The organism is Corynebacterium sp. USCH3, from assembly GCF_037619475.1.
Lineage (GTDB): Bacteria > Actinomycetota > Actinomycetes > Mycobacteriales > Mycobacteriaceae > Corynebacterium.
In genome coordinates this window covers 358,644-385,094 of sequence record NZ_JAQPZT010000003.1, presented here as the reverse complement: position 1 = coordinate 385,094, position 26,451 = coordinate 358,644, and the positions used below count along the sequence as shown (strand labels likewise).

Sequence of the window (26,451 nt, the reverse complement as noted above, 5' to 3'; positions counted from 1 at the left end):
CGGTGTCGTCAGACACCAGAGCGGAACCCGACGGGAACGTGACAAACAAACTTCCGTATCAGATCCTCTCGGAGAGTACGTACGAGAGTATCGGTCGGGATACGGATGAAAAAAGACCCTCCCACCGTGGCCGTTAGGCCTGGTGAGAGGGTCTTTCCTAGTAGCGGGGGCAGGATTCGAACCTACGACCTCTGGGTTATGAGCCCAGCGAGCTACCGAGCTGCTCCACCCCGCGACGGGTAACTGTCCCGGAGAACTTGTTCTCCGTGTCAGCGACTCCCATAGCGTAACCCAGTCACCGACAAATGTGAAATCGGCGGCGACGTTCCGGTAAAAGAGCAGCGCGCCGGGGCTTTTCGCTCCCGGTGCGCCGAACTGTGGTGCGGTGTCGTCCCTACCGGCCTACTGGGCGTCCTGCACGGCGGCGTCCAGGTCGTCCAGTGCCCGACCGAACTCCTCGAAGGTGCCGTTCTCCCGGGCGTCGTTGACCCGGTCCATGGCCTCGCGGATGGCGGACAACTGGCCTTCCGTCGGCTCGCTGCCACCGGCGGAACCACTGTCCGGTGTCTCCGCTGCCGACGACGAGGGCGACGAGGACGGGGTGGACGTCGACGTGGAGTCGTCGTCCGAGTCGTCCCCGCCTGCCGCGGCGGCATTCTCGTCGGCGGCCTCGCCACCGGACTCGGCGATCTCCGTCACCGCGTCCGGGTCGATACCGACCTGCTCGAGGGCTTCACCGACGGTCGGCGCGTAGCCGACCGAACCGTTGTAGCTCACCAGCACGCGCAGCAGCTTCGGGAACGCGGACTCCTGGTCGGCACGCTGCGAGTACACCGGCTCGACGTAGAGGATCTGTCCGTCGCCGACCGGCAGGGTCAGCAGGTTGCCGTTCGTCAGGGTGTTGGTGCCCTCCAGCAGAGTGCGCTCACGCGCGATCTCGTCGGAGGACATCATCGTGTCCTGCGCCTGCTTCGGCCCCTGGGTCTGCGTGTTCGTCGGCAACTGGCGGACGAAGATCCGGCCGTAGGTCTCCGGATCGGAGCTCACCGTCATGTGTGCGGCGAGGAACTCACGGCGCAGACCACGGAACGGGGTGATCAGCTGGAAACTCGGACGGTTGGTTTCCGGGTCCGTGGCCACCACGTGGTACGGCGGCTGGTTGAGCTCCTGACCGCCCTCCGGGGCGGTCGGGTCGCCCGGGACCGACCAGAAGGCGTCGTTGGTGAAGAACGTTCCCGGATCGTCCACGTGGTACTTCGCGATCAGCTCACGCTGCACCTTGAACAGGTCCTCCGGGTACCGCAGGTGCTCCATCAGCTCGTCGCTGATCTCCTCCTTCGGCTTCACGACATCGGGGAAGACACCCTCCCACGCCTTGAGGACCGGGTCCTCCTCGTCGAACTCGAAGAGGTCGACGGTCCCGTCGTAGCCGTCGACCACGGCCTTGACGGAGTTGCGGATGTAGCTGACGTCGTTGGTGACGGCCCGCTGCTGCGACGCCGGATCCTCGGTGAGTGCGTCCTCCGTGGCGGAGTCGAGCTGCGTGCGCTCCGAGTACGGCAGATTCTCCAGGGTGGTGTACCCGTCGACGACCCACTTGATCCGGCCGTCGATGACCACGGGGTAGGTCTTCGAGTCCGTCGTCAGCCAGGGGGCGACCTTGTGGACACGCTCACGCGGGTCACGGTCGTAGAGGATCTTCGAGTCGTCGCCGATGACGTCCGACAGCAGGATGTTCATCTCCTGGAACTTCGCCGCGTACATGGCCCGGGAGAAGATGTTGGAGACGTCGACACCACCGTCGCCGGTGTAGGTGTACTCGGAGTTGTCCGTGTCGTACTCCCGGGGGGTGCCCGAGCCGTCGTCACCGACGATGGCGTAGTCGGCGTTCGCCGCGTCTGCCCCGGCGATCACCGGGCCGAAGTAGATGCGCGGCTGCTCCATCTCCACGTCGAGCTCACCGGTCTGCGTGTCAGACTCCATGTTCTGCAGGTCGGCGACGGTGTAGATCGGGTAACCACCACGCGCCGAGGCCGCGTCCTGGGCGACCTCGTCCACCGTGTTGGCCGGCGCGGCGATGAAACCGTTGCCGTGGGTGTACACGGTGTGCTGGTTGATCCAGTCCGTCTGGTTGCCCGACAGGGCGTTGGGGTCGATCTCGCGCGCGGCGACGACGAAGTCCCGCATCTCGCCGTCGACCTCGTAGCGGTCGACGGAGAGTTCGTCGGGGAAGCCGTAGAAGTTGCGCAGCTGCTGCTGCTGGGTGAAGGTCGGCGACAGCACGTCCGGGTCCAGCAGGCGGATGTTGGACAAGGTGGCGTCGTCGTCGGCGATCGAACGGCGCTCACTGGCGTCACCGGAGGTCTGACCGCCCCAGTTCCGCTCGTAGGTGACCTGCCCCTCGGGGTTCTCGTAGTCCTCGCGGGCACTGTCGGACCGGGTCTCGATGCCGTAGGCCTGACGTGTGGACTCGATGTTGCGGGCGATGTACTCCCGCTCCTTCTCCGCACGGTTCGGGTTGACGGAGAACTGCTCCATCACCGCCGGCCACCCCACACCGATGGCGAGGTTCGCCACGACCATGAGTGCCACGGCCAGTGCCGGGATGCGCAGGTCCTTCAGCAGGATCGAGCTGAAGAACATCGCGGCGACGAACAGGGAGACGACGAGCAGAAGGATCTTCGCCGGCAGGATCGCGTTGATGTCGGTGTAGGAACCACCGGTGAACGTCTCGTGCTGGTTGTTCAGCAGCGCATAACGCTGGAACCAGTAGTCGACGGCCTTGAGCAGCATCCAGATACCGGCGATGATCACCAGCTGACGACGTGCCGGGGCACCGATCCGCGCCTTCTCGCCCACGCGGGGGTTTCCGGTGCTGATCGTGCCCAGCAGGTAGTGTGCCAGCAGGTTCACCAGGAACGCGACGATCACCAGGACCGAGACCGTGCCCAGAACGAACGTCAGCAACGGCAGCGTGAAGGCGTAGAACCCCAGGTCCATCTGGAACTGCGGGTCCTGGATGCCGAAGTCACCTCCGGAGAGGAACAGCCGGACGGTCCGCCAGTTTCCCTGGGCGATCATTCCGGTGATGACGCCGGCGATCAGCGGGACGATGACGAGGAAGGGACGGATCGCCTTCCGGATGTCCGCCCGGTTCACCACGAGCGGTGAATCGTCACCGCCGAGCCCGATCTGCGAGACGTCGGGGAAGTCGGATTCTTTGGGTGCGGCCCGGAACGCGGCGAAGCACGCACCCCAGACGATGACGGCGGCCACGAGCCCGAACACGATGAACAAGATCACCCGGGTCACGAGAACGCTGAGGAAAATGGCCTGGAAGTCGATCGACCGGAACCACTGCAGTTCCGTGTAGTTCGAGACCAGGACCGGGACAAGGAAAAAGAGCAGAGCGATCACGACGGCGACGGCGCCGAGGATCTTGGATCTGCGTCCTGGTTTGGGGATCTCCGGGATGCTCAAGGGTTCAGTTCTCTCCTGCTGTCGGTCATGAGAGTCGGACCGACCCCTGAGTCCGGCGGGAATGGCACCAGAGGCACGGGTTGTCGGATTCCGACGACAAAACTGTCTGCGTCTAGACTACTGTCCGCACCTGTCCGCCGTCACCGTGAGGTCCTCCCAAGATGAACGCCAGTAACCAGACGAGCGACATCCGTCCGCTCAACGCCGCCCTCCGCGAAGCCGTCGACTTCGTGCACGCGGAAGGCTGGGACCGTCCCGCCACCCTGTTTGCCCTGGTACCGACCGAACTCGTCCAGGACGTCATCGCGGCCGGAGAGACCGACGGCACCGACGGCACCGAGACCCCTCCACTGTCCCTGGTGGTGCAGGACGACCTCCCCGACCACATCCGGCCCGGATCCGACGAACTCGGCGAGTACATCGCCACGGTCCGGTGGCCCGAGGTCGTCGTGGGCGCGGTCCTCGCCCAGGAGATCATGTTCCGCAACTCCGCCGACCCGGAGGCCGTCCCCCGGCAGGCGCGGATCTTCACCGGCGTGATCGACGGCGGCCCCGACCGCACGCTGCTCCAGCTGCGCCCGGACGAGGAGGATCTCGCCGCCGACCCGTTCGCCGAGGACAAGGTCGAGCTGCTCGGCGGCCTGGAGGGCGCGGAGATCGCCCCGGGGGTCACCTCGATGCTGCGGTTCACCTTCGAGGACTGAGGTCAGTTACCGATCAACCACAGGTGGGCGCGTCCCCGCCGTTGTTGTAGGCGTCCAGCGCATCCACCGCACCGTCGAGCGAGTCGACGGAGAGCAGGTCGATGTCGCCGTCGTAGGAGCGTCCCGTCGCCTCGCTGCAGTTCCCGGACGGGACGAGGAACACCTCGGCGCCGGCGTGCTGGGCGGCAGCGATCTTGTGGGTGATCCCGCCGATCGGCCCCACGGACCCGTCCGCGGAGATCGTGCCGGTGCCGGCGACGAACTTGCCGCCGCTGATCTCACCCGGTGACAGCTTGTCGACGACGGCGAGGGAGAACATCAGCCCGGCACTCGGTCCGCCGATGTCCTTGAGGTTGTAGCGGACCTTGAGGTCCCCGGCAGGCTGGGCGACCATCGTGACCCCGAGGTAGGCACGGTCGGATTCGCCGGCGTCCTCCGCCGCCCCCGAGGCCGCGTCCGACCGGAGTTCCTCCGGCACCTCACCGAGGGTGACGGACTCGGTGACCTCCTCCTGCCCCCGGCGCAGCGTCAGCTCGACGTCGTCCCCCGGGGAATGCTCGGCGACGGCGTCCGCGACCTCGGCCGGCAGCGTCACCTCCGTGTCGTCCACCGCGGTGATGACGTCGTTCTCGCGCAGCACCCCGGCGGCGGGCGCGTCGTCGGCGATCTCGTAGACGGTGGTCTCCAACGGACGGTCGAGGTAGCCCATCGCCGCAACCGTCGCATTCGACTCCGAGGCCGCGAACGCCGCCGCGTTCCGGCGCGCCACCTCCTCCGGGGTGGAGTTGGACGGGATGACCTGCTCGACGGGGACGATGGTGTCGTCGCTGCCCAGCCACCGCTTCATGGTCTCGGCGAGGCTCAGTTTCGTCCGTACCGCCACGGTGGTCATGTTCAGGTGGCCGTCCGACTCCGCCAGCGACTCGTCCAGTTCGGCGTCGGTGCCGCTGATGTCGACCACCGGTGTGCCGTTGACCTCGCCGAGGGTGTCGTACGTCGGCCCCTCCCCCTCCGCCGCGAACGGGACGGTCAGGTTCACGTCGGTCCCGGGGATCGTCGGCACCGCGAGCAGGGCGACGAGGGCGACCACCGGGAGAAGTCCGACGACGACCGTCCGGAACCGACGTCGTCCACCGGACGTCGCCGCGGACGGGACGGTGGTGCCGGTGGTGCCGGTGGTGTCTCTGTGGGGTGGGATAGGGGAACTCACCCGGGTCACTCTACAGCCCCGGCTGGACATCGACGGTGTTCGCTGTCAGCGCACGGACGACAGTGGGGGCCGCCGAGACACGCGGGTACGCTCGAGGCATGAGCAATTTCGGATTCGGTGTCAACGGTCCCGACGATGAGTCCGACGACGAGCGTCGGCGGAAGAACGAGAACGGCAACTCCGGCAACGACCCGTTCGGTTTCGGAGCCAACCCGTTCGGCATGTTCTTCGGACCCCAGGGCGGGAACGGGTCCCAGGGCGGACAGCAGGGACCGGGGCTCGGGGACATCCTCGGCCAGTTCGGCTCCATGCTGAGCGGATTCGGCAAGGACATGAACTCGCCGGACGCACAGGGTCCGGTCAACTACGCCCTGGCGGAGCGGATCGCCCGTCAGCAGCTGTCCGGCAGCGCGGCGAAGAGCCGACCGGCATCGAAGGACAGCCAGGCGGTCGCCGAATCCGTCCGGCTCGTGGAACTCTGGCTGGACGAGGCGACCTCCCTGCCCGCCGGTGCCACCGGCTCGGTCGCCTTCACCGGATCCCAGTGGCTGGACGAGACGCTCCCCCGGTGGAAGCGTGTCATCAACCCGCTCGCCGAGAAGCTCGGTGACGCGACCATGCAGGGCATGCCCGAGGAGATCCGGTCCCAGATGGGCCCGATGACGGGTATTTTCAGCCAGGTCAACGGCATGAACTTCGGTATGCAGCTCGGTCGCGCCCTCGGTGAGCTCGCCGGCAGTGTCGCCATGTCGACCCAGTGGGGCATCCCGCTCGCCGACGGCTCCGTCGCCGCCATCGCCACCGACCGCCTCGACGAGCTGTCGAAGAAGCTCGGCGCCGAGCGCCGTGAGACGCTGATCTACCTCGCCGCCCGGGAGGCCGCCCACCTGCGACTCTTCCAGCACGTGCCGTGGCTGGTCGAGCGGGTGATCCTCGATGTCGAGGAGTTCGCCACGGGACTCAGTCTCGACAACTCGGCGTTGGAGGAGGCCAGCCAGGAGTTCAACCCCGAGATGCTCGGTGACCCGGAGAAACTCCAGGAGATGATGTCGCAACTGCAGAACTCCGACCTGTCCCCCACCATCGTCTCCTCCACCGACCATGCCCGCGTCCGGCTCGAGACCAGCCTGTCACTCATCGAGGGGTGGGTCGACGTCGTCGTCGGTGAGGCGCTCGGCGAGCGACTCCCGGTCGCCTCGAGCATCGGTGCCGCCTGGTCGGTCTACCGGGACAACGACCAGCCCGGTATGGAGTCCCTGGTGAAGACCGTGGGCATCAGTCTCTCTGCACCGAAGGCCTCGGAAGCCGCGGAACTCTGGCGCCGCCTGACCGTCGCCGTGGGGACGGAGCGCCGCGACGACGTGTGGAACCACCCGGACTTCCTCCCCGTCGACAGTGACCTCGACTCCCCGGCCGGGTTCATCGACTCCATCCTCGCCTCCCAGGAGGACGTCGACGGATTCGACCCGATCGGCGAGATCGAACGTCTCGAACGCGAGATCAACAAGGGTTTCGACGCGCCCGACGCCGAGGATGACGGCGACGCCGGCAGCGGCGGCACGACGGACGACGACAGGTAGTCAGTCCACGTCGCCGGACTCGTCACCCCGGCCGACGCCCCACCGTCCGTACGCCTCCAGGTACCCCGCAGCGCGTTCCGCCTGCGGGGCTTTCGCCGCCCACACGTGGAAGTCCGGGCCGTGGTCCGGGATCCACGTGTGCACGAGTTCATGGATGATCACCGAGTCCAGCACATACCCCGGGACGTCCTTGAGCCGGTCAGAGACCCTGATCCGGCCCGAGTCCACCGAACAGCTCGCCCAGCGGCGCGTCATGTTCCCCACCCAGCGCACACTCCGGAACTCCGCACGTCCCTCCAGGTACTTGTCGTTGAGTTCGGCCGCGCGCAGCAGCAGGTCATCGTCCGACGCCTGGCCGGCGGCCGCACTGTTCCGCCGCCGGACGCGGTCGACCAGGTCCGAGGTGCTGCGCCGGAGATCCGTCGCCCCCATCGACATCGGCGCCAGCACGATCACCCTGCCCCGCTCCATCCGTCCGGCGAAGGTGCGCTCACGACGGGCCGACAGACGGATCTCGACGTCGGGGGCGAAGTCGTCGACAACCTCCAGTTGCGCCCTGGTGGGGGTACGCCGCCGTCCTGCCATGAGTCACCTTCCGCGGTCTCTCGTCGACCTGCTGCACAGTGACGGAACGCGGGCTACACTGTGCATGTCGAGAGCTTGTGTGCCAGTCAGGGGGATTTTACATGACGTCGACTGTCGTCGGGGGTGACGTCGGGGCGGACAGGATGGTGATGCTGCGGGAGGCGACCTCACTGATCCTGCGTTCACCACACCACCTCCAGTTCGGGACGCTCCCGGGGCGTTCACTCGTGCTGGAGATGCCCGCCGGGGTCTCCGCGAACCAGGTGATGCTCGTCGTGCGGGAGTCGATGCGCCCGGTGGGTTCCGGTGAGCTCGCCGAACGGCTCGGGCACTGCGGTTTCACCCACGAGCACGCGGCCGGGGTCGTGGCCGACCTGATGACGGCGGGCCTGCTACGCACGGTCCCCGCGTCCGACTCCCCGGTGTATGTCACGGGTCCCTCCGCCACGACGGGGACGGTCCTGCAGGACCTGCTGCGGCGTGGCGTCACCGCCGCCACCGTCACGCCCGGCGCGCCCGCCTTCGGACGGCTGACCCCGTCATCCCTGGTCGTCCTCGCCGGTCAGCTGTTTCCCCCGCAGGACGTCACCCACCGGCTCATGAGACAGGGCGTACCGCACCTACCCTGCGGCGTGGTTGACGGTCAGGTCGTCGTCGGCCCCCTCGTCCGCCCCGGGGACACCGCCTGCCTGACGTGCCTCGACACCATGCTCCTGGGTGAGGACCCGGACTGGCGGCTCATCCGCGCGCAGTCCCCCGGCGGCAGTGGGCCGACAGGGTCCGGGATGACCGGCGTCGCTTCCGCGGTGATCGCCGGAATCGTCCGGGACGCCCTGGGCAGCGGCCGTCCGCTGTCCGAGTGGACGCCGGACGGCCTGGACGTCCGACGGTTCCTCGACCCGGTCCGGCTGACCTGCACGGACACGCCGGTGGCGCGTCTGCCGGGGTGCCCGTCGTGTCGGGCATCCCCGGCACGGTGAAGCCTGCTCAGACAGCCGGTCAGCGAGCCGGTCAGCGGAAGTTACGGATGATGCCGAGGATGTCCTCGCCGAACTGTTCCACCTTCATCGGTCCGATACCGGGGACCTGGACCAGCTCCTGCGGCGTGGTCGGGGCCCGGTGGCACACCGCGCGCAGTGTCGCGTCGCTCATCACCACATAGGCCGGCACGTCCCTCGTCTTGGCCGTCGCGCTGCGCCAGCTGCGGAGCTCGGTGACGAGCACCTGGTCGATGTCGCCGGCATGCGCGTCACACAACCCGAGGATCCGTTGTTCCGGGGTGGTGAGCCGGGCCCCGCAGGTGTCGCAGGAGTCCCGGGGCTTCGACTTCTGGTTCTGCCGCGCCTGCTGACTCTGCTGTGCTTTCTGTGCTGCGGCACGTTCGGCCTCCCAGGGCACCATGCCGTCGAGGAACCGTGTCCTGCGACGTGTCGCCTTCCCCCCGGGCTGTCGCGCCTGCGACCAGGACAGGTGGAGGTGCTCGCGGGCGCGCGTGACACCGACGTAGAGGAGCCGACGTTCCTCCTCCACCGCCTCCTGCGCATGCGCCCCCTTGAGCGCATGCCGGATCGGCAGGGTTCCGTCGACGAGCCCGACGAGGAAGACCGCGTCCCACTCGAGCCCCTTGGCGGCGTGGATGCTGGCCAGGGTGACCCCCTGCATCCTGGGCGGGTTCTTCGCCTGGGCACGTTCCTTGAGCAGCCCCATCAGCCCCGGCAGATCGAGTCCCGGGGAGGTGGCCGAGAGTTCGGCAGCCAGGTCGACCAGTGCGCTCAGCGACTGCCACCGCTGGCGTTCCTGGGCACCGTCGGGCTCGGTGGGGGTCAGGCCGACCGGCTGCAGGACGGCCCGGACCTGGTCGACGAGACTGCCGGTGGGGCCGTCGGCCTCGTCCTCGGCCCGGTCCTGGGCCTGATCCTGGGCCTGCCTCTGGGCGCGTGCCTGCACCTTCCGTGCCGCCTGGCCGAGCGCCTGCACCGCCTGGCGGATCTCCGCACGCTGGAAGAACCCGTCGCCGCCCTTGACCTGGTAGGCGATCCCCGCCTGCTCAAGGGCGTACTCGAAGGCCGCAGACTGGGCGTTGATGCGGTAGAGCACCGCGATCTCGGCGGCCGGGACACCACGCTTGATGAGGTCGGCGATACGACGCGCGACGTCATCGGCCTCGACGGTCTCGTCCGGGTACTCGGAGAACTCGGGGTCAGGCCCTGGGGGACGTTGTCCCTCCAGAGTCAACCGGGTCCCTGCGGCGCGACCGGTGGCCTGGCCGATCACCCGGTTCGCCAGGTCGACGACCTGGGGTGTGGACCGGTAGTCGCGATGCAGCCGCACCGTGGTGGAATCCGGGAACCGCGTGGAGAACCGCAGCAGGTGGTCCGGGGTCGCACCGTTGAAGGAGTAGATGGTCTGGTTGGCGTCACCGACGACGGTGAGGTCGTCACGGTCACCGAGCCAGGCGTCCAGCAGCCGCTGCTGCAGGGGGGTCACGTCCTGGTACTCATCGACGACGAAGGTGCGGTAGCGCTCCCGGAACTCGTCGGCGATTCCGACCTCGGACTCGAGCAGGCCGGCCATGGACTGCAGCAGGTCGTCGAAGTCGAGCAGCACCCGCTCCGGTGTGGCCTTGGCCTGTTCGTACCCCTCGAAGATCCGCACGAACTTCTCCGGCTCCACCGGACAGTCCCGGCGGTCCGGTCCGATGTGCGCCGGGTACGAGGTCGGCGCGATCAGCGAGGCCTTGGCCCACTCGATCTCGCCGAGCAGGTCCGCCAGCAGCGTGCGGTCCGGTTCCAGACCGGTGGCCCGGGTGACCCTGGCGACCAGCGGGAACTTGGAGTCCAGGAGTTCCCACGGGGTGTCCCCCATGACCTTGGGCCAGAAGTAGCGCAGCTGGTGCATCGCCGCAGCGTGGAAGGTCTTCGCCTGCACCCGCGCCACGCCCATCATGGTGAGCCGTTCCCGCAGTTCCGCCGCCGCCCGGTTGGTGAACGTCACCGCCAGGACATGGTCGGGGTTGACGAACCCGCCGGACACCAGGTGGGCGATGCGGTGGGTGATCGTCCGGGTCTTGCCGGTTCCGGCTCCGGCGATGATGCTCACCGGGCCGCGGGGCGCGGTCGCCGCCCGGAGCTGTTCGGGATCCAGTGCGTCCAGGTTGAGCTGGTCGAGTCGTCCTGACACGGTGTGTGTTCTCGCCTCCGTCGGGGGATGTGGCCGGGGGATGTGGTTCAGGTCAGTTGCTGTCGGTGCCGCCGGTGATGCGCCGGATGTAGAGCAGCCGGTCGCCGGGTTCCACCGTCTCCGCCTCGGAGGAGTCGACCCGGTAGAGCACCCCTGAGCGCACCACGCCCAGGACGATGTCCTCGAGGTTGCGGGGGTTACCGCCCACCTCGTCCTCCCCCACCACCCGCTCGGCGACGGAGAATCCCTCGTCCGGGCTGAGCAGGTCCTCCATCATGCCGGTCACCGACGGGCTGACCGTGGCCAGCCCCAGCATCCGTCCTGCGGTCTCGGAGGAGACCACCACGGAGTCCGCGCCGGACTGCCGCAGCAGGTGGGAGTTCTCGGACTCCCTGACCGAGGCCACGATCGTCGCCGAGGCGGCGATCTCACGCACCGAGAGGGTGATCAACACGGCGGTGTCGTCCTGGTTGGGTGCCACGACCACCGCCCGGGCCCGGGTCACACCGGCGAGTTTCAGGACGTCGGACCGGGTCGCCTGGCCCTGGACGGTGACCAGTCCCCGCGAGGACGCATGGGTCAACGCTTCCGGGTCGGAGTCGACGACGACGATCTGCGAGGACGGCACGCCGTCGGCGAGCAGTGCGGTCGTCGCGGCCCGTCCTTTCGTTCCGTAGCCGATGACGACGGTGTGGTTGCGCATGTGCCTTCTCCAGCGGCGGATCTGCAGGGTCTTGCGGGATTCCTCGGTCAGCACCGACAGTGTCGTGCCGACCAGGAGGATCAGGAAGATGACCCGCATCGGTGTGATGACGAGGATGTTGACCAGTCGGGCGGACTGGGTGACCGGGGTGATGTCTCCGTACCCGGTCGTGGACAGGGACACGGCGGAATAGTAGACCGCGTCGAGGAAGGTGACGACACCGGTGTACCCGTCGCGGTCGATGAAGACCACCGCCGAGGAGACGAAGATCAGGGCCAGGGCGTAGAGCATCCGTCGGCTGATCAACCACCACGGGCTGACCGGCGCACTGGCCGGGATGGTGATGATCCTGAGCAGGGCCCGGGGTGGGAGGGCGTCGATGTCCGAGTCGGACCGGAACCGGTCCCGGAGTCTGTCGTTCACCGTCACTCCCCCTCCCTGCCGTCTGTGTTGTTGTCGCCATTGTCGCCGTTGTCGCCGTTGTCGCTGCCGTGCCCGATCAGTGCGGCCAGTTGCGCCGATGACGGCAGTGTACCCGGTTCGTAGGTGTCATTGGAGAGGACGTAGTGGAACGCCGCGCGCACCGAGTCCGGGCTGACGGTCCGCCCCAGCCGGATGCTCTGCACTTTCGCCCAGGCGAGCCGGTACACGGCGAGCTGGAGCTCGGCGGCGGCGAGTTCGGCGCCGCTCGGGCGGCGTCCGGTCTTCCAGTCCACGACGACCCACCCGTCGCCGTCCCGGAAGACCGCGTCGATCCGCCCCTCGAAGACGTGGCCGGCGAGAGTGACCGAGTAGGACCCCTCGACGCTCTCGGGGGTGCGCTGCGCCCACCGGCTGTCGAGGAAGCGCTGCTTGAGATGCTCCAGGGCAGGATCGGTCAGTGTCGCGTCGGCGGCACCGGGCAGTTCGTCCTCGTCGAGCAGGCTGGCGACGCCGTAGTGCTTCTCGACCCAGTTGTGGAAGGCTGTGCCGCGTTTGGTGTACGGCCGCGGCTCCATCGGCACCGGTCGGCGTCGGCGGCGGGCGAACTCGGCGCGGTCACGGGACAGGGAGACCGCCTCGGTGGCGGTGAGGCGTGCCCCCAGAGGGACGACGACCTCGGGGACGGCGGCGGCGCGGTACTCGTCGATGAGCACCCGGGTCTCCTGGTCCCACTGGTCGGCGAGTGTCCCGGGGTCCGGGGTGCGGCGGTCCACCCCGCCGTCGTCGAGGTGACGTCGGGCCGCGCGGACCCGGTCGATGCCGTCCGCCACGGCCGCCGCGCCGTCCCGCGCCGGATCGGTGAGGGTGGGGCGCGGCCACACCGCCGTCGGGGCGGCAGGAGGGACGCGGTCGACGTCGGCGATAAGCTCGTTGCGCGCGGCCGGGTTCTCCGGCACCATCACCCGGTCCTCCCGGTGGTGCGGCCCCTTCTCCAGGCGGCGTAGCTCCGCCTTGGAATACTCCATGCCCAGGTCCGACCAGGTGACGATCGACTCCGGGTGGTTGGCCCGGGCACGGTCCCGCAGCAGGGTGAGTGCCACCGAGGGGTCGACCGGCTTCCGGTCGGCGTTGTTGAAGGCTGCCCCGCTGACCAGCAGGGTCTGTTCGCTGCGGGTGACGGCGACGTAGAACAGGCGGTCGTCCTCCCGGGCAGCGTGCACGCCGAGCTCGACCTTGAACCTGTCCTGCGCCTCGACCACCCCCTTGCGGTCCTCGACGTCGCTGAGGTCGAGCACCGGTGCGCCGGTGGCGTCGTCCGGTCCGGTGGTGGCGTCTCCACGCAGGCCCGACGGCAGGATCCGGGCGTTGGTGGTCCAGGAGGTCACGGTGGGCCGTTTGACCGCGTCGGCGTAGGTTTTTCGGGTCGCGTGGGGTACGGCCACGATCTCCCACTCGAGTCCCTTGGCCTTGTGCACGGTGAGCAGTTGGACGCAGTCGGTACGGACCTCGACCTCGCCGGGGTCGAGCCCCTTCTCCCTGGCCGAGGCCGACCGCAGGTAGTCGACCAGGGCGCCGGGGCTCGACGCGCTGAGATCCGAGAAGGACCGGACGACGTCGGCGAACTTGTCGAGGTGGCTCGTGCCGATCGACCGGTCGGTGTCACGGTGGTAGCGGGTGAGGACCTCGGTGCGGACCCCGGTCATGTTCTCGATGTCGGCGACCAGGTCCGTCAGTGGTTTGGCCAGGGAGTACCGGCGCAGGAACCGCAGCTCCCGGCCGAGTTCGGTGAGTCGCCGGACGCCCTCGGCGGACATCCCGAAGTTCTCCATGCCGCGCAGGTCGGCGAGTGCCTCCGCCAGACCGACCGACACGCGGTTGCTGTCACGGTCGATCTCGGCGAGCCGCCGTCGCAGCGTCGCCAGCGCCGGGGTGTCGGTGTCCCGGCCTGTAACCAGGGCGGTCAACCCCGCGGCGTCGGAGGCCCCGTCGCCGGTCTCGTCGGAGGCCCCCGGAGCGTCCGGGGGCCCGTCCCCTGCCGGACGGGCGTCCCGGCGCGACAGCTGGTCGACACGTCGGGCCAGCGCCAGCAGGTCGGCGGCCCCGATATTCCAACGCACCCCGGTGACCAACCGGAGCAGGGCGATGTCGTCCCCGGGGTCGACGAGGACACGCAGGGTGGCGAACACGTCGGCGACCTCGGGAACGTCCAGCAGGCCGGGACCTGCGGTCATGTCGACCGGTACCCCCCGGGCGCGCAGCAGGTCGTGGATGGGCCGGGCATCGGCGTTCTTGCGGAGCAGCACCGCGGCCGAGAACGGCGCCCCTCCGTCCTGCCGGTGCGCCTGGTGCTCCCGGTAACGGGCCGCCAGGTCGTCGGCGAGCCAGTCGAGTTCCTCCTCACGGGTGTCGAACCAGCCGAGCGACACCTCCCCGGTCCCTGCCCCGGGGCGTGCCGACAGCGGTGACACCATGGGGGTGTCGGTGTCCATGGACCACCGTGACACCGTGTTCGCCAGGTCGAGGACACGGGCGGGGTTGCGCCAGGAGGTGGTGAGCTCGAGTGTCGGCGCGGGGCCGGTGGCCGTCGGGAAATCGGTGCGGAAGTGGGCGAGGTTGGCCGCGGTGGCGCCGCGGAAACCGTAGATCGACTGCATCGGGTCCCCCACGGCGGTGACGGTGAGTTCCGGGTCTGCGCCGTTGCCGAAGAGGTTCTGCAGCAGCACCCGCTGGGCGTGCCCGGTGTCCTGGTACTCGTCGAGCATCACGACCCGGAACCGGCGGCGCTGTGCCTCTCCGACGCGCCCGTGCGACTGGACGAGCTGGGCGGCCTTGGACATCTGCTGTCCGAAGGTCATCAGGTTGCGCCCGCTGAGGGTCTCCCGGTAGGCGGCGACCACCTCCAGCAGTTCCCGACGGTAGGTCAGGGCGTCGTTGACGGCGTCCAGTGCACCGTCGACCCCCTTGAGCGCCTTGCCGTCCCGGTCCGGCAGGCCGTCGATCTCGGCGGCGGTGATCCGGCACTCCTCGTCGACACGCTCGGCGTCGACGAGGTGGTTGTCCATCTCGTCGGAGAGGTCGAGCATGTCGTCGATGATCGAGGGCAGCGAGCGGGAGGTCGTGAACCCGGTCGGCCAGTCGCTGACGACGTCACGGGCGATCATCCAGCGTTCGGTGTCGGAGATGATGCGACCGGCCGGTTCCATCGGCAGCAGCAGACCGTACTCGCGCACGACCGATCCGGCGTAGGCGTCGTAGGTGGACACGGTGGGGATGATGTTGTGCAGCGCCTCGTGGCGGGGATCGGCCGCAGGAAGGGTGTCGAGGAACCCGGAGTCGGCGAGGGTCTGCAGTCGGCGCCGGATACGCTGGCCCAGTTCCCGCGCCGCCTTTCTCGTGAAGGTCAGTCCGAGCACCTGCTCGGGGGCCACCAGTCCGTTGGCGACGAGCCAGACGACGCGTGCCGCCATGGTCTCGGTCTTGCCGGCACCGGCGCCGGCGACGACGAGGGTCGGGCCGGGGTCCGCGCCGATGACGGCGGCCTGCTGTCGGGTGGGTCCGAACTGCTGGCCCAGCATCTCCGACAGCTCGTGCGGGTCGATGGTCCCCATCTAGATCACCTGCTCCCCTGCCCGGCAGGCCGGGCACAGACATGCGTGGTCGGTGCCGTCGCAGCCGTCGGCACTGGCCTGGTACACCGGTCCGGCCGCACGGGTGGCGGCGTCGACCGCCAACGCCCGGAACTCCTCCAGTTCCTCCGGACCCATCGCGGCCTGCTGCAGGACGGTGACCGCGGCGGTGTCCCGTCGTGGGTACACCAGCATCGCCCCGTCGGGTGTGCGGCCGGGCTCTCCGTCGATGAGGAGCTGGTAGGCGGCCAACTGCCGACTGTCAGCGGCCTCCTTCTTGGTCTTCGCGGTGCGTCCGGTCTTGAAGTCGACGACGGTCGTCCGTCCCTCGGAGTCGGTCTCCAGCCGGTCCGTCCGCCCGGCGAGCACGATCGGCAGCCCGTCGCCGGTGGTGCCGATGGTCCGTTCCAGCGTGCGCTCGACCTCCACGGCCCGGCCCAGCCCGTCACGTTCGAGGATCCAGGTGTGGAGCCGGTCCACCGCGGTGAGGCAGCTCTCGGTGAGCGGGACGGCCGTCCATGCCGGGCCGTCGACGAGATGGGGGACGGCGTCGGCGACGATGTCGCGGGCGTCCGCGTGGCTGAGCCCGGTGGCGAATCCCTCGGCGACGGCGTGGATGAGCACGCCGACCTTCATCTGTTCGGTCGACGCGCCGCCGGTGAGTCCCCGCAGGAAGGCGACGGTGTCGCATCCGTCGTCGAGCGACTCCAGGGTGGTCGGGCTGATCCGGACCGACGGCGCAGTGTCCCCGCGCGGCGGCGCGACCGCCGGGCCGGTGGTGGACGGCGGCGCCACACCCCACCACTGGTCGGGGTCGGCCCCGTGGACACCGGCCTCGGCGAGCCGGGCGAGGTTGTCCGCCGCAGCGGCGCGCTCATGGCCCGCGCGCCGGCCGTCGCAGACGACGTCACGCAGCTCGGCGACCAACGGCTCCAGTGCCAGCACCCTCGGGAGGGCCACCGCCGTATCTGTCCGGGCCCCTGCCCCTGCCCCGGTGCCGGTGACCGGATCGGTTCCCGTATCTGTCGCCGCACCTGTTTCCGTGTCTGATTCCGGAACCGCGGCGGCGATCTCGTCGAGGAACCGCGACGGCGCACTGGTGTCGTCGCCGAGCGGGTCGACAGCGGTCACCAGGGTGCGCAGGCGCGCCCGGGACACGGCCAGCAGGAACAGCCGACGTTCCTCGGACAAGGCCGCCGCCGCCCGGGAGACCGGGATGTCCGGTGAGATTCCGCGGTCGACGAGGTCGACGAGCTCCTGCTGCCCGAACAGGCCGCCCACGGTGGGCCCGGCCGGCCAGCTGTCCTCCTGCACCCCGGCGACGACGACCACGTCCCACTGGCGACCGGCGGCCGCGTGGGCCGGGAGGATCTCCACGGCGTCGGGCCGCACCCCCCGGCGGTCGCGTCCCCCGGTGGGCAGTTCCTGCGACCGCACGTCCTCCAGGAAGGTCGCGAGAGTGACGGTGGGCGTGCGTTCGACCACGTCTCCGGCGAGGTCGAACAGGCTCATCACCGCATCCAGGTCACGGTCCGCCTGTGAACCCAGGGTGCCGCCGCGCAGAGCCTGCACCTGGAGGGAGTTCGAGAGGTCCGCCGCCTGCCACACCGCCCAGAGCACCGATTCGACCGGTGAGGTCGTCGACTGCTGCTCCAGTGCGTCCCGCCCCGCCGCGATGACCCGGCTGATGCGCTCGACGACCTGGTGTTCACGCGGGCCGAACCTGCCCGTCCAGCGCTCCCGCTCCTCGGCCGAGGCGCGTCCGGTGACGATCGCGGTGACCGCGTCCATCGCGCGGAGTCCCGTCCCCGCCAGGAGTGGGGCGACCGCACGTTCCACCCGGCGCAGCATCACCGGGTCGGCACCGCCGATGGGGCTCTCGATGAGCTGCTGCATCTCCACGCCGCTCACCGGGCGTACGAGGGCGTCGAGTGCCAGCAGGATCACCCTGACCAGTGGCTGTTCCGCCAGGACGACGCTTGTCGGATCGACCTTGACGGGGACACCGTGCGACAGCAGTGCCCTGCGGAGGACCGGGATGTCCGCCGACGAGCGCACGACGACGGCGATGTCGTCCCACGCGACCCCGTCGACGACGTGGGCCCGCCTGATCTCGTCGGTGACCACGAGGGTGTCGGCGGTCCGCGACGGCGACCGCCGCACCGCCAGCCCGCCACCGTCACCGGTGTCTCCGGTGCCATCGCCGTCGCGCAGCGTCACCCGGGTGGGATGGGCGGGAAGACGGCCCTCCAGCAGGTTGACCGCGGCGACCAGGTCACGGGGCAGACGGTGGGAGCGGGAGAGCACGACGCGGCGGTCCTCATGGGCGGCGATACCGGTGAGGAAGGTTTCATCGGCCCCGCGGAAGTGGAAGACGCACTGGTCGGGATCTCCGGCGACGAGACTGCGGACGCCGGGGACCATGAACCGGGAGAGGAACCGACCGGATGCCGGGTCGAGGTTGTGGGCGTCGTCGACGAGGACCAGCCGGATCCGTGCACGGTGTCGGGCGAGCACCCCGGGATGCGCGTCCAGGGCGGCGAGGGTGGTGTGCAGCAGTTCGGAGGCGTTGAGGTTGTTGGTGGCCGAGAGTGCCTGGATCTGGTCGTACTCATGCTGGAAGTCGGCGGCGGCGGTCCACATGGGTTCGTCGTACCGTGCCCCGAGTTCACGCAGACCCGCAGCGTCGACGCCGCGTTCGGCGGCACGCAGCAGCAGGTCACGGAGCTGACGGGCGAACCCGACGAGGGGAAGTGCCGGGCGGATGTCCTCCGGCCACCGCCCGGTGCCGTCCTCGGCGTGGCCACGGAGCAGGGTCCTGATCTGGAGGTCGTGTTCCGCACCGGTCATCAGCCGGGGCTGCGGTGCACGCCCTGCCTGGTCCTCCTGTGCCACGGCGCGCAGGAAGGCGAACGCCCAGGAGTGCACCGACCGCACCATCGTGCCGGTGGTGGCGTAGTTCTCCCGGGACCGCACTGCCTCGGTGATCTGGTCCCGCAGGTCAGCGGCCGCCTCCTTCGACGGGGCGACCACCATGACCTCCTCCGCGGTACCCCCGTTGTCGAGGAACGACACGGCCGCGTCGACCAACAGCGAGGTCTTCCCGGTGCCGGGACCGCCCAACACGGAGAACGGCAGCCGGGCGTCCACCCTCCTGTCACCGGCCACCAGCGCCGCCGCCAGGCCGTCCCACTGCCGTGTCGAGGGGGCGCCACTGCCGGCGGTGGCGGTGGTGTCCAGCCGCACCTCGACCGTCCCGGCCGAGCCGATCCGACGCCGCAGTTCGTCGTCCTGCCTGGCCTCCCGCCTCGTCCGCTCCGTCACTGAACGGTCTGCCCGGTCTCGTGCGCCGCGCCCGTGGCGTGCCCGTCGGCCCCGTCCGTCGACGGCACGGCGCGGCGGACTCCCCCGACGCGGGCCGCGATGACGTCGCTGACACGCGACAGGCCGGGCCACGACTGCGCCAGGGTCCCCGGCACCGCGGCGTGGGCGAAGAGCCGGAACATCACCGCGCGCAGCAGGAGCTGGTCGAACTCCGGCAGGTGCGCCCACCGGTCGAGCAGCCCGTCCTCGGCGTTCGCCCAGGCGACGGCGTCCACGACCAGCAGAGCGACCGACCACGCGGCCGGACGCCAGGCCGGCACGAAGTCGACGATCGCCGGGTCCGCGTAACCGTCGTACACCGTGCAGCCCAGTGCGTCGCCGTGCACCAGCTGGTCGGTCGAGGAGACCTCGTCACGCAGCAGCATCAGGCCGGTGGCCTTCTCCATCGCCGCGGCGACATCGTCGCGGGGGACCACGGTCAGATCCATGACCGGCATGAGCAGGTCGGTCGGGTCGTCGGCCCATGCCGCTGCCTCGGCGACCGCGAAGAGCTCCGTCTCACTGAGCTCACCGGTCGCTGTGCCGGGGGCGGCCAGCCGGGCCGCCATGTCCAGGAACGCCGGTCGCCCCGCCCCCTGCATCGCCTCGTCGAGTGCCTCGTTGAACCGCAGGGCACTGGCCGCGGTCTCGTCGAAACGGGGGGCCCGGTGTCCGGAGAGGAACGCCCGGGCCGTCCATCCGCCCACCGCGTACCGTCCGTCGGTGGAGCGCAGGGGACGGGCCACCGAGACCCCCGCGGGACGGACGCGGTCCATCATCCGGGCCGTCCATGTCGCCCGTGCCCGGTCCTCGGACGGCACCAGTACGGCGCGGTCACACCGCCAGCCGTCCCCCCACGCACCACCGAGTTCCACCGGGGTGGCCTGCGCGACCTGGAATCCTGCCCTGATCGCGGCCGGCGGGGCGGCGGCAGGCACAGGCGCATTCGATGCAGAGTTCTCGATCATGGCTACACACTCTAACCTCCGTTCCGGACAGTTCCCTGTGGCCGTTCGAACATGCAGGTCGTGTCGCTGACCGTCACTCCCGGACGTCCACCGGGTCGCCCTCGCTACGCCCGTGCGGGTACGGCCAGGAGTTCGGACGGCACGTCGCGTCGGGCTCGGAGTCGCCGTACTCCGCGCCCGCTTCGAGGTCCTCGAGTTCTCCGTTGTTGAGGCTCAGGGTCTGCTGCATCATCACCGGCGCCAGGACCCCGTCGTCGGGGCACACCTGGTGGCGGGCGAACCCCAGGCCGTGGCCGACCTCGTGGTTCACCAGGTACTGCCGGTAGGAACCGAGGTCCCCCTCGAAGGTGGTGGCCCCGCGGACCCACCGTGCGGCGTTGACGATCACCCGGCCCGCTGTCGCCGCTCCGTGCCGCTCGCCCTCGACGTCCGGACCGCGGATGAAACAGCTGGTCTCAAGCTCGATCTGGGCTCCGCAGATGTCCCGGGTCGTCTCCGGGGAGGTCAACCGGATCCGCAGGTCCGGTGTACTCCGCGCGGTCACGCTGATGTGGCGGAACGCGAACGTGCCGCCCGAGGTCCACGACCGCGGGTCCGACAACGTCGCGTCGACCGACGCCGCGAAGGCGTCACCACCGCCGAACGACGAGGTGTCGAGACCGTTCTCCACCTCGACGACGAAACTGTAGGTGTCGGCGTCACGGCGGTCGGGGTCCCCGGCGGTCATCCCGGCCGAGCCGACCCCGTGGAACTCTCCCTCCCCCCGCTCGGTGACGGTGCCGCCGGACGGCAGCTCCCCGACACCACGGGGGTCCCCCGGCTCACCGGGAACCGGACCCTCGTCCCCGTCGCGGCCGGCGTCCCGGGTCGTGTCCCGGGAGACCACCGTGTCCGTGCTGCCTGTGCTGCCCGCACTGCCCGCACTGTCCGTGGTGTCGTCCCGCCCAGCACCACCGACGACCACCAGTTCGGCGACGACCGCCACGGTGAGCAGGAACACCATCGCCCCACCGGCACCGAGCCACCGGCGTCGACGCAGTTGCCGTTGCCGGAAACGCTCCGCCGCCGAACTCTGTGACGGTCGGGACGCACGGGACCGGCCGGACGGGACCGTCCCGTCAGGCTGCGTGGACCGTGGCATGCTGAGACGCTCCCGGGGGATCTGCCGGTCACTTCCGGGACGCCGGGGGTGTGCGTCGCCCGGGGACCGGTCGGAAGGCATGGGTGGATCAGATGAAGCCGACGGGGCGCTGGGCCGAGGAACCGACCTCCACGTAGGCCACCTGGTCGCGGACGATGACGAAGACCGAGCCCTTGTTGTCCTTGAGGGTCAGCGTGTGCGCCGAACCGGCGTCCTCTGCGGCGAGGAACGTCTCCACCTGAGCCAGGACCGCGTCCTGCTCATCTCCACTGGTGATAACGAGATCGCGGGGGTTGTCGACGAATCCGACCTTGATGTCCATAGGGTGCCTTCAGGCCTTTCTTTCTCTCTCGCACTGCGATGACTGTAACGTGGACCATCATAGCGACGAACGACGTGAAGACGATGGAGGGGATGACGCCCGTGGTGCGACCGACATTCCGGGATCTCGGTGTGGCCGCCGAGATCGTCGATGCTCTCGAGGAGGACGGGATCGCGGAGGCGTTCGCGATCCAGGAGCGCACCCTGCCGCTCGCTCTGGTGGGCAAGGACCTCATCGGGCAGGCACGCACCGGGATGGGCAAGACGCTGGGTTTCGGCATCCCCCTGCTCGACCGGCTCTTCGACGACGCCGGGATCGCCGAACTCGACGGCACGGTACGCGGGCTGGTCGTCGTCCCCACCCGGGAACTGGGAATCCAGGTCGCCGGTGACCTCTCCTCCGCCTCGCGGTATCTCACCGCGGACGGACGGCCGTTCACGGTGACCACCATCTACGGCGGCGTCCCCTTCGAGAAGCAGATCGCCGCCTTGGACGCGGGCACGGATCTGGTGGTCGGCACCCCCGGCCGCCTGCTGGACCTGTCGCGTCAGGGACACCTCGACCTCTCCCACGTCCAGGTCCTCGTGCTGGACGAGGCCGACGAGATGCTCGACCAGGGTTTCCTCGACGACGTGAAGAAGATCATGGCCCAGACCGCCGTAGACCGGCAGACGATGCTGTTCTCCGCGACGATGCCGGGTCCGGTCGTCGCGCTGACCCGGGAGTTCATGAACCGGCCGGTGCTGATCCGCGCGGACCTGGAGGACGCCCGCGCCACCCATGTCACCACCCGGCAGACCGTCTTCCAGTCGCACAAGCTCGACCGGATGAGCGTGCTGGCCCGCATCCTGCAGGCTCCGGGGCGGGGGCGCACCATCGTCTTCGCGAAGACCAAGCGCCAGGCCGCCATCATCGCCGGTGACCTCGCCGAACTCGGGTTCGACGTCGGTGCCGTCCACGGTGACATGCGTCAGAAGGACCGTGAGAACTCGTTGACCGCGTTCCGGGAGGGACGGGTGTCGGTGATGGTGGCCACCGACGTCGCCGCCCGCGGCATCGACGTCGACGACGTCACCCACGTCATCAACTACCAGGTCCCCGAGGACGACAAGACCTACGTCCACCGTATCGGCCGGACGGGGCGCGCCGGACGCTCGGGCGTGGCCGTCACCCTCGTGGGCTGGGACGAGGTCACCCGGTGGCGGGCGATCGACGAGACCCTGGATCTCGGCAGGAACGATCCACCGCAGTGGTTCTCCGGGTCGCCGGAGTTCCTGTCCGAGTTCGACCTGTCCGACGACATCCGTGACCGGGTCGGTCCGCCCCGCAAGGTCCAGGGGTCGGCATCGGCCACCGCACCGGCGAAGCGGAGACCGCGACCGTGAGACTCCCCGCTCTCCGGAAGGGTTCCGCAGCCCCCAGTGAGCAGCAGTCACGCACCGACCTGACCGCCACCGCCCTGATCACGGTCGTCGTCCTGCTCGTGGTCGCCGCAACATGGTTCTACTCGGACGCCAGGGGCACCTCCCACCACGAAGCGGGTGCAGGAGAGGCCGTCGCCCCGCCGTCGGCCGCCGACGCACCACCGGAGAACCTCGACGAGATCTGGCGGGCCCGCTCAGAGGCCACCGACCACCCGGACGGCTCCGGCACCGGTGCCCCTCTCCTGGTGGACGGGGCAGCCGTCGTGCGCGACGGCAACCGGGTCAGCGGCCGCTCCGTCGAGGACGGTCACGAAGCGTGGAGTTACGCACGCGACCGGGAACTGTGCGGTGTCGCCGGAAACTGGGGACGGGTCGTGGCGGTCTACCGCGGGCCGAAGGGCTGCACCGATGCGACGTCTCTCGCCGCCTCCACCGGCCGCTACCAGGACACCCGGTCCTCCCTCGGCAGCCAGGACGTCCACCTCTTCCGGTCCCTCGACCACCTCGGGCTGATCAGTGACCGGCGGGTGGAGCTGTGGCGCTCCGACCTGGTCCGCACGGTGGAGGTCGGCGAGGTCGAGACACCGGTCACCGTGGACTCACAGCCGTTGGCGGGATGCCGGTTCACCTCCGCGCAGACCCGCAAGGACCTGTTGGCCGTCCTCACCGACTGCGACCGGGAGGACGGCAAGGGCACCGTCAGCCTGCAGGTCGCCGACCCCGAGGAGTCCGGCGAGCCGGAGACGACCCACGAGTTCACCGTCCCACCCGACGCCGAACTGGTCGGCGTCGCCCAGGAGGCCGCGGTGATCTACGTCCACGGCACCGGGCGTCGCGCGACCGACGCCGACGACTACGCCGGCAGCCGGTTCCAGGTGCTGCACTCCGACGGTTCCTTCGAGCAGCACCCGGCGGACCCGTCGCCCACGCTGGCCGGCCTCGCCGAGGGCAAGGGTGACGACCCGTTCGTCGCCGCGACGGCCGACCTCCCCCACCACATGACGTGGTTCAACGGCGACCGGCTGATCGGCTTCGGACCAACGAACCTGGACCCGAGGTTCTCCGTGCCCGCCCTCGGCACGGGCGCCGCCATGGGCGGGGCACTGCTGGTGCCGGTGAGCGACGGTGTCGCCGTCGTCGACTGGGACACCGGGTCCGTCGAACGCACCGTACCGGTGGACCGGGGGGACTACGACGGCCCGGTCAGCCTGCGCGTGCAGGGCGACGTGGTGGTCGAGCAGCGCGGCGACGAGATGGTTGCGTTGCGTCAGCGGCCGTAACGCCTGGCCGCCCACTCGACGGCCGTCGGGTTGAACATCAGCACCAGTCCGACGATGCCGAGGGCCGCGGTCGGTACGCCGAGTTCCGGACGCCCCGAGGAGAACATGTAGACCGAGATCAGCACGAGGAAGAGCTGGAGCATCGCGACGGGCCCCCGGCCCCACCGGCGTCCGGTCGACAGGCACCAGCCGGCGACCGCGACGACGCCGCCGAAGAAGCCGAACCATGCGGCGGTCCCCCACCCGTAACCGATCGACTCAGCGCCGGCGCCGGCGAACTGTGCGGTGGTGTCCTCGTCCCCGCGTACCGCCCCGACAGCGAGGTACACCGCGAAGGCGAGTCCGGCGAGCCCCTCGGCGAGCCCGATCCACCCCGCCCACCGCACGCTCGGGGGAAGGACCAGTGCTTTGCCGTCGTCTGCGCTTGTGGAGCTCATACGGGCAGATTGTACTGGGGATCTACGGTGATCCGGCAACCGGGACAGCCGCGTCACCGGTCCCGTCGCATCGGGCCACCGGAACAAAACCGGACCAAGCTGTCCGTTAACCCACCCTTACCTAAAACAGCAAATCGCACCCCTGTGAGCTTAACCACAAAAATGCCCGACCCCCTAGCGGACTCCACCGTGACGTGCCACTATTGCACATGTAACGGAGAGAGGGACACGGGGTTACGGACAGGTTACGAACCGGACCCGGCCCTAACTTCTCCGCCCGACACCGTCACCGTGGCCTCACTCTACCGTGGCCCGGCACGTGTCACCGAATCCCACTGACGAAACCGAACCGTCCCGCACGGCGACGGGCACGACCGCCCGCCCCCTGGCGGGGAACGGTCTGCCGCACTGCAACAACACTGTTGAAGGAGAAGATCATCATGGACTGGCGCCACGAAGCTATCTGCCGTTCCGAAGACCCCGAGCTGTTCTTCCCGGTGGGCAACTCCGGCCCCGCACTCGCCCAGATCGCCAAGGCGAAGCTGGTCTGCAACAAGTGCCCCGTCACCAACGCCTGCCTCGCCTGGGCCATCGAGTCCGGCCAGGACGCCGGCGTCTGGGGTGGCATGAGCGAGGACGAGCGTCGCGCCCTGAAGCGTCGCAACAACCGTGGCCGCGCCCGCACCCGCGTCGCCACCGCCTGACATCCCGGCCGTCACCGGTCACACACTCCGGCCCCGCCACATCGGGGCCGGATTTCTCACCTGAAGTACTCCCCGGTATCCTGAAGCGGTTATCCGCATAACCCGTACCGTCGATGAGGAGCCGTCATGAGCAAGCGTGGCCGCAAGCGCAAGGACCGTCGCAAGAAGAAGGCGAACCACCGTAGCCGTCCGAACGCCTGAGCGTCCGTACAGCAACGACGAGGCCCGGCCCGGGGAGACACTGCGTCTCCCGGGCCGGGCCTCTCCCGTCGCACCGCCCCCCGGGACGGCCCCCGGGCGTTTTACTCGGTGTAGCGGAACCTGACAGACGTCGTCACGGTCGACTGCAACGACGTCACGATCCGGCCACGCAGCTCCTGCGGAGCCTGCCCGCAGCAGCGTGACCGCAGCAGGTCGCGGACCTGCTGCTCGATGCCGAGTGCCTCCAGACACGAGGGACACTCGTCCACGTGCCGTTCGAGCCGTGCGCGGACCTGACGGTACTGCTCGCCTTCGCAGTCACCGGTCTTGACGTCGATGTACTCGTAGAGCACCTCGACGAGCTCATCGCACTCACTCCGCCCCGGTGCACTGCACGGGTTGTCGCCCATATTCGCTGGCTTGTCAGACATTCCTTGTCACACTCCTCAGATCTTGCCTGCCGGACGTTTCGCCGCACCGATGCCGTGCTCGACGGCGACGTCCTTGAGTTTCGCGCGCAGCTGCCGCCGTCCCCGGTGCAGCCGACTCATCACCGTGCCGATCGGGGTGTCCATGATCTCGGCGATCTCCTTGTACGGCAGCTGTTCGACGTCCGCGTAGTAGACGACCATGCGGTAGTCGTCCGACAGGCTCATCAGCGCGTCCTGGATGCGCTTGTCGGGGATACGCCGGAGTGCCTCGATCTCCGCCGACTGCAGGCCGGTCGAGTCATGCGACGCCGAATCCGCCAGCTGCCAGTCGGTGACCTCCTCATCCGACGTCTCCCGGGGACGCCGCTGCGCCTTGCGGTACTGGTTGATGTAGGTGTTGGTGAGGATGCGGTACATCCACGCCTTCAGGTTGGTACCGGGCCGGTAGGAGCCGAACGCCTGGAACGCCTTCATGTAGGCGTCCTGCACCAGGTCCTGGGCATCCGCGGGGTTGCGGGTCATCCGCAACGCCGCACCGTAGAGCTGGTCCAGCAGCGGCAGCGCATCCTCCTCGAAGCGGGCGAGCAGTTGCTCGTCGCTGTCACCGGTGCGCTTCACTGGGTTGTTCATGGGCTCCTTCCCGTTCACCCTGTGGGACACAACGCCGGAAGCGTGTGTCTTGTTCCCAC

General features: G+C 69.4%; 20 protein-coding genes and 1 tRNA gene. 7 read left to right on the top strand and 14 right to left on the bottom strand.

Features of this window, described 5'->3' with window-relative positions:
• Positions 1 to 161 precede the first annotated feature (161 nt).
• Positions 162 to 235, bottom strand: a tRNA-Met gene (locus PQI66_RS07955).
• A gap of 167 nt (positions 236 to 402) precedes the next feature.
• The gene (locus PQI66_RS07950) at positions 403 to 3,480 is read right to left on the bottom strand and encodes a UPF0182 family protein (protein WP_339997301.1); all 3,078 of its coding nucleotides are present in this window, start codon (positions 3,478 to 3,480) and stop codon (positions 403 to 405) included.
• Positions 3,481 to 3,641: 161 nt separating this feature from the next.
• Between PQI66_RS07950 and PQI66_RS07945 the strand changes: the two genes are divergently transcribed.
• Positions 3,642 to 4,184 (top strand): PPA1309 family protein, encoded by a 543-nt coding sequence (locus tag PQI66_RS07945; protein WP_339997299.1) that lies wholly within the window; start codon positions 3,642 to 3,644, stop codon positions 4,182 to 4,184.
• A gap of 13 nt (positions 4,185 to 4,197) precedes the next feature.
• Here the strand turns inward: PQI66_RS07945 and PQI66_RS07940 are convergent, their stop codons facing one another.
• Positions 4,198 to 5,274: a YlbL family protein gene (locus PQI66_RS07940; RefSeq protein WP_339997685.1), complete on the bottom strand. Its 1,077-nt coding sequence runs from the start codon at positions 5,272 to 5,274 to the stop codon at positions 4,198 to 4,200.
• Positions 5,275 to 5,492: 218 nt separating this feature from the next.
• Between PQI66_RS07940 and PQI66_RS07935 the strand changes: the two genes are divergently transcribed.
• Positions 5,493 to 6,974 (top strand): zinc-dependent metalloprotease, encoded by a 1,482-nt coding sequence (locus PQI66_RS07935; RefSeq protein ID WP_339997298.1) that lies wholly within the window; start codon positions 5,493 to 5,495, stop codon positions 6,972 to 6,974.
• Here PQI66_RS07935 and PQI66_RS07930 read toward each other — a convergent pair whose 3' ends face one another.
• Entirely contained in the window at positions 6,975 to 7,559 is a 585-nt protein-coding gene (locus PQI66_RS07930) for a M48 metallopeptidase family protein (RefSeq protein WP_339997297.1), read from the bottom strand.
• Between the two features lie 101 nt (positions 7,560 to 7,660).
• Between PQI66_RS07930 and PQI66_RS07925 the strand changes: the two genes are divergently transcribed.
• A complete protein-coding gene (locus tag PQI66_RS07925; protein ID WP_339997296.1) occupies positions 7,661 to 8,539 on the top strand; it encodes a TOMM precursor leader peptide-binding protein in 879 nt (292 codons plus the stop codon).
• A 31-nt stretch (positions 8,540 to 8,570) separates the two neighbouring features.
• Here PQI66_RS07925 and PQI66_RS07920 read toward each other — a convergent pair whose 3' ends face one another.
• From PQI66_RS07920 to PQI66_RS07890, 7 genes are all read right to left on the bottom strand, one after another.
• Positions 8,571 to 10,739, bottom strand: coding sequence for an ATP-dependent DNA helicase UvrD2 (locus tag PQI66_RS07920; protein ID WP_339997294.1), 2,169 nt, complete (start codon positions 10,737 to 10,739; stop codon positions 8,571 to 8,573).
• Positions 10,740 to 10,791: 52 nt separating this feature from the next.
• Complete coding sequence (locus PQI66_RS07915) at positions 10,792 to 11,865, bottom strand: potassium channel family protein (protein WP_339997293.1); 1,074 nt, start codon at positions 11,863 to 11,865, stop codon at positions 10,792 to 10,794.
• 2 nt (positions 11,866 to 11,867) lie between these two features.
• A complete protein-coding gene (locus PQI66_RS07910) occupies positions 11,868 to 15,473 on the bottom strand; it encodes a UvrD-helicase domain-containing protein (RefSeq protein ID WP_339997292.1) in 3,606 nt (1,201 codons plus the stop codon).
• Complete coding sequence (locus PQI66_RS07905) at positions 15,474 to 18,815, bottom strand: ATP-dependent helicase (RefSeq protein WP_339997290.1); 3,342 nt, start codon at positions 18,813 to 18,815, stop codon at positions 15,474 to 15,476. It abuts the gene before it with no gap.
• Positions 18,812 to 19,822, bottom strand: coding sequence for a TIGR02569 family protein (locus PQI66_RS07900; protein ID WP_339997289.1), 1,011 nt, complete (start codon positions 19,820 to 19,822; stop codon positions 18,812 to 18,814). Before PQI66_RS07900 ends, PQI66_RS07905 begins: the two co-directional genes overlap by 4 nt.
• Positions 19,823 to 19,895: 73 nt before the next feature.
• Positions 19,896 to 20,963: a DUF3152 domain-containing protein gene (locus PQI66_RS07895; RefSeq protein ID WP_339997288.1), complete on the bottom strand. Its 1,068-nt coding sequence runs from the start codon at positions 20,961 to 20,963 to the stop codon at positions 19,896 to 19,898.
• Between the two features lie 88 nt (positions 20,964 to 21,051).
• Positions 21,052 to 21,285 carry a DUF3107 domain-containing protein gene (locus PQI66_RS07890; protein ID WP_339997287.1) on the bottom strand — a complete coding sequence of 78 codons (234 nt, stop codon included), beginning with the start codon at positions 21,283 to 21,285 and terminating at the stop codon, positions 21,052 to 21,054.
• A 92-nt stretch (positions 21,286 to 21,377) separates the two neighbouring features.
• On the opposite strand from PQI66_RS07890, the gene PQI66_RS07885 reads away from it, so the two are divergent.
• Positions 21,378 to 22,670, top strand: a complete 1,293-nt coding sequence (locus PQI66_RS07885) for a DEAD/DEAH box helicase (RefSeq protein WP_445228017.1) — start codon at positions 21,378 to 21,380, stop codon at positions 22,668 to 22,670.
• Entirely contained in the window at positions 22,667 to 23,989 is a 1,323-nt protein-coding gene (locus tag PQI66_RS07880) for an Rv3212 family protein (protein ID WP_339997286.1), read from the top strand. Before PQI66_RS07885 ends, PQI66_RS07880 begins: the two co-directional genes overlap by 4 nt.
• Here PQI66_RS07880 and PQI66_RS07875 read toward each other — a convergent pair.
• Positions 23,977 to 24,426 carry a hypothetical protein gene (locus tag PQI66_RS07875; RefSeq protein WP_339997284.1) on the bottom strand — a complete coding sequence of 150 codons (450 nt, stop codon included), beginning with the start codon at positions 24,424 to 24,426 and terminating at the stop codon, positions 23,977 to 23,979. The genes PQI66_RS07880 and PQI66_RS07875 overlap by 13 nt on opposite strands.
• Positions 24,427 to 24,866: 440 nt before the next feature.
• Between PQI66_RS07875 and PQI66_RS07870 the strand changes: the two genes are divergently transcribed.
• Together PQI66_RS07870 and PQI66_RS15430 are read left to right on the top strand one after the other, a co-directional pair.
• Positions 24,867 to 25,130 (top strand): WhiB family transcriptional regulator, encoded by a 264-nt coding sequence (locus tag PQI66_RS07870; RefSeq protein WP_038546744.1) that lies wholly within the window; start codon positions 24,867 to 24,869, stop codon positions 25,128 to 25,130.
• Positions 25,131 to 25,256: 126 nt separating this feature from the next.
• Positions 25,257 to 25,331 carry a 50S ribosomal protein bL37 gene (locus tag PQI66_RS15430; RefSeq protein WP_369803638.1) on the top strand — a complete coding sequence of 25 codons (75 nt, stop codon included), beginning with the start codon at positions 25,257 to 25,259 and terminating at the stop codon, positions 25,329 to 25,331.
• A 101-nt stretch (positions 25,332 to 25,432) separates the two neighbouring features.
• Here PQI66_RS15430 and rsrA read toward each other — a convergent pair whose 3' ends face one another.
• Both rsrA and PQI66_RS07860 read right to left on the bottom strand, forming a co-directional pair.
• Entirely contained in the window at positions 25,433 to 25,762 is a 330-nt protein-coding gene (gene rsrA, locus PQI66_RS07865) for a mycothiol system anti-sigma-R factor (RefSeq protein WP_339997281.1), read from the bottom strand.
• Positions 25,763 to 25,777: 15 nt separating this feature from the next.
• Positions 25,778 to 26,392, bottom strand: coding sequence for a sigma-70 family RNA polymerase sigma factor (locus PQI66_RS07860; RefSeq protein ID WP_339997280.1), 615 nt, complete (start codon positions 26,390 to 26,392; stop codon positions 25,778 to 25,780).
• Positions 26,393 to 26,451: the final 59 nt, after the last annotated feature.

What these genes read in the sequence shown, in the direction of transcription:
- PQI66_RS07935 (WP_339997298.1), top strand. Translation starts at nt 5,493, where the DNA reads ATGAGCAATTTCGGATTCGGTGTCAACGGTCCCGACGATGAGTCCGAC.
- PQI66_RS07930 (WP_339997297.1), bottom strand. Translation starts at nt 7,559, where the DNA reads ATGGCAGGACGGCGGCGTACCCCCACCAGGGCGCAACTGGAGGTTGTC.
- PQI66_RS07910 (WP_339997292.1), bottom strand. Translation starts at nt 15,473, where the DNA reads ATGGGGACCATCGACCCGCACGAGCTGTCGGAGATGCTGGGCCAGCAG.
- PQI66_RS07875 (WP_339997284.1), bottom strand. Translation starts at nt 24,426, where the DNA reads ATGAGCTCCACAAGCGCAGACGACGGCAAAGCACTGGTCCTTCCCCCG.
- PQI66_RS07860 (WP_339997280.1), bottom strand. Translation starts at nt 26,392, where the DNA reads ATGAACAACCCAGTGAAGCGCACCGGTGACAGCGACGAGCAACTGCTC.
- rsrA (WP_339997281.1), bottom strand. Translation starts at nt 25,762, where the DNA reads ATGTCTGACAAGCCAGCGAATATGGGCGACAACCCGTGCAGTGCACCG.
- PQI66_RS07890 (WP_339997287.1), bottom strand. Translation starts at nt 21,285, where the DNA reads ATGGACATCAAGGTCGGATTCGTCGACAACCCCCGCGATCTCGTTATC.
- PQI66_RS07925 (WP_339997296.1), top strand. Translation starts at nt 7,661, where the DNA reads ATGACGTCGACTGTCGTCGGGGGTGACGTCGGGGCGGACAGGATGGTG.
- PQI66_RS07885 (WP_445228017.1), top strand. Translation starts at nt 21,378, where the DNA reads ATGACGCCCGTGGTGCGACCGACATTCCGGGATCTCGGTGTGGCCGCC.
- PQI66_RS07870 (WP_038546744.1), top strand. Translation starts at nt 24,867, where the DNA reads ATGGACTGGCGCCACGAAGCTATCTGCCGTTCCGAAGACCCCGAGCTG.
- PQI66_RS07895 (WP_339997288.1), bottom strand. Translation starts at nt 20,963, where the DNA reads ATGCCACGGTCCACGCAGCCTGACGGGACGGTCCCGTCCGGCCGGTCC.
- PQI66_RS07900 (WP_339997289.1), bottom strand. Translation starts at nt 19,822, where the DNA reads ATGATCGAGAACTCTGCATCGAATGCGCCTGTGCCTGCCGCCGCCCCG.
- PQI66_RS07945 (WP_339997299.1), top strand. Translation starts at nt 3,642, where the DNA reads ATGAACGCCAGTAACCAGACGAGCGACATCCGTCCGCTCAACGCCGCC.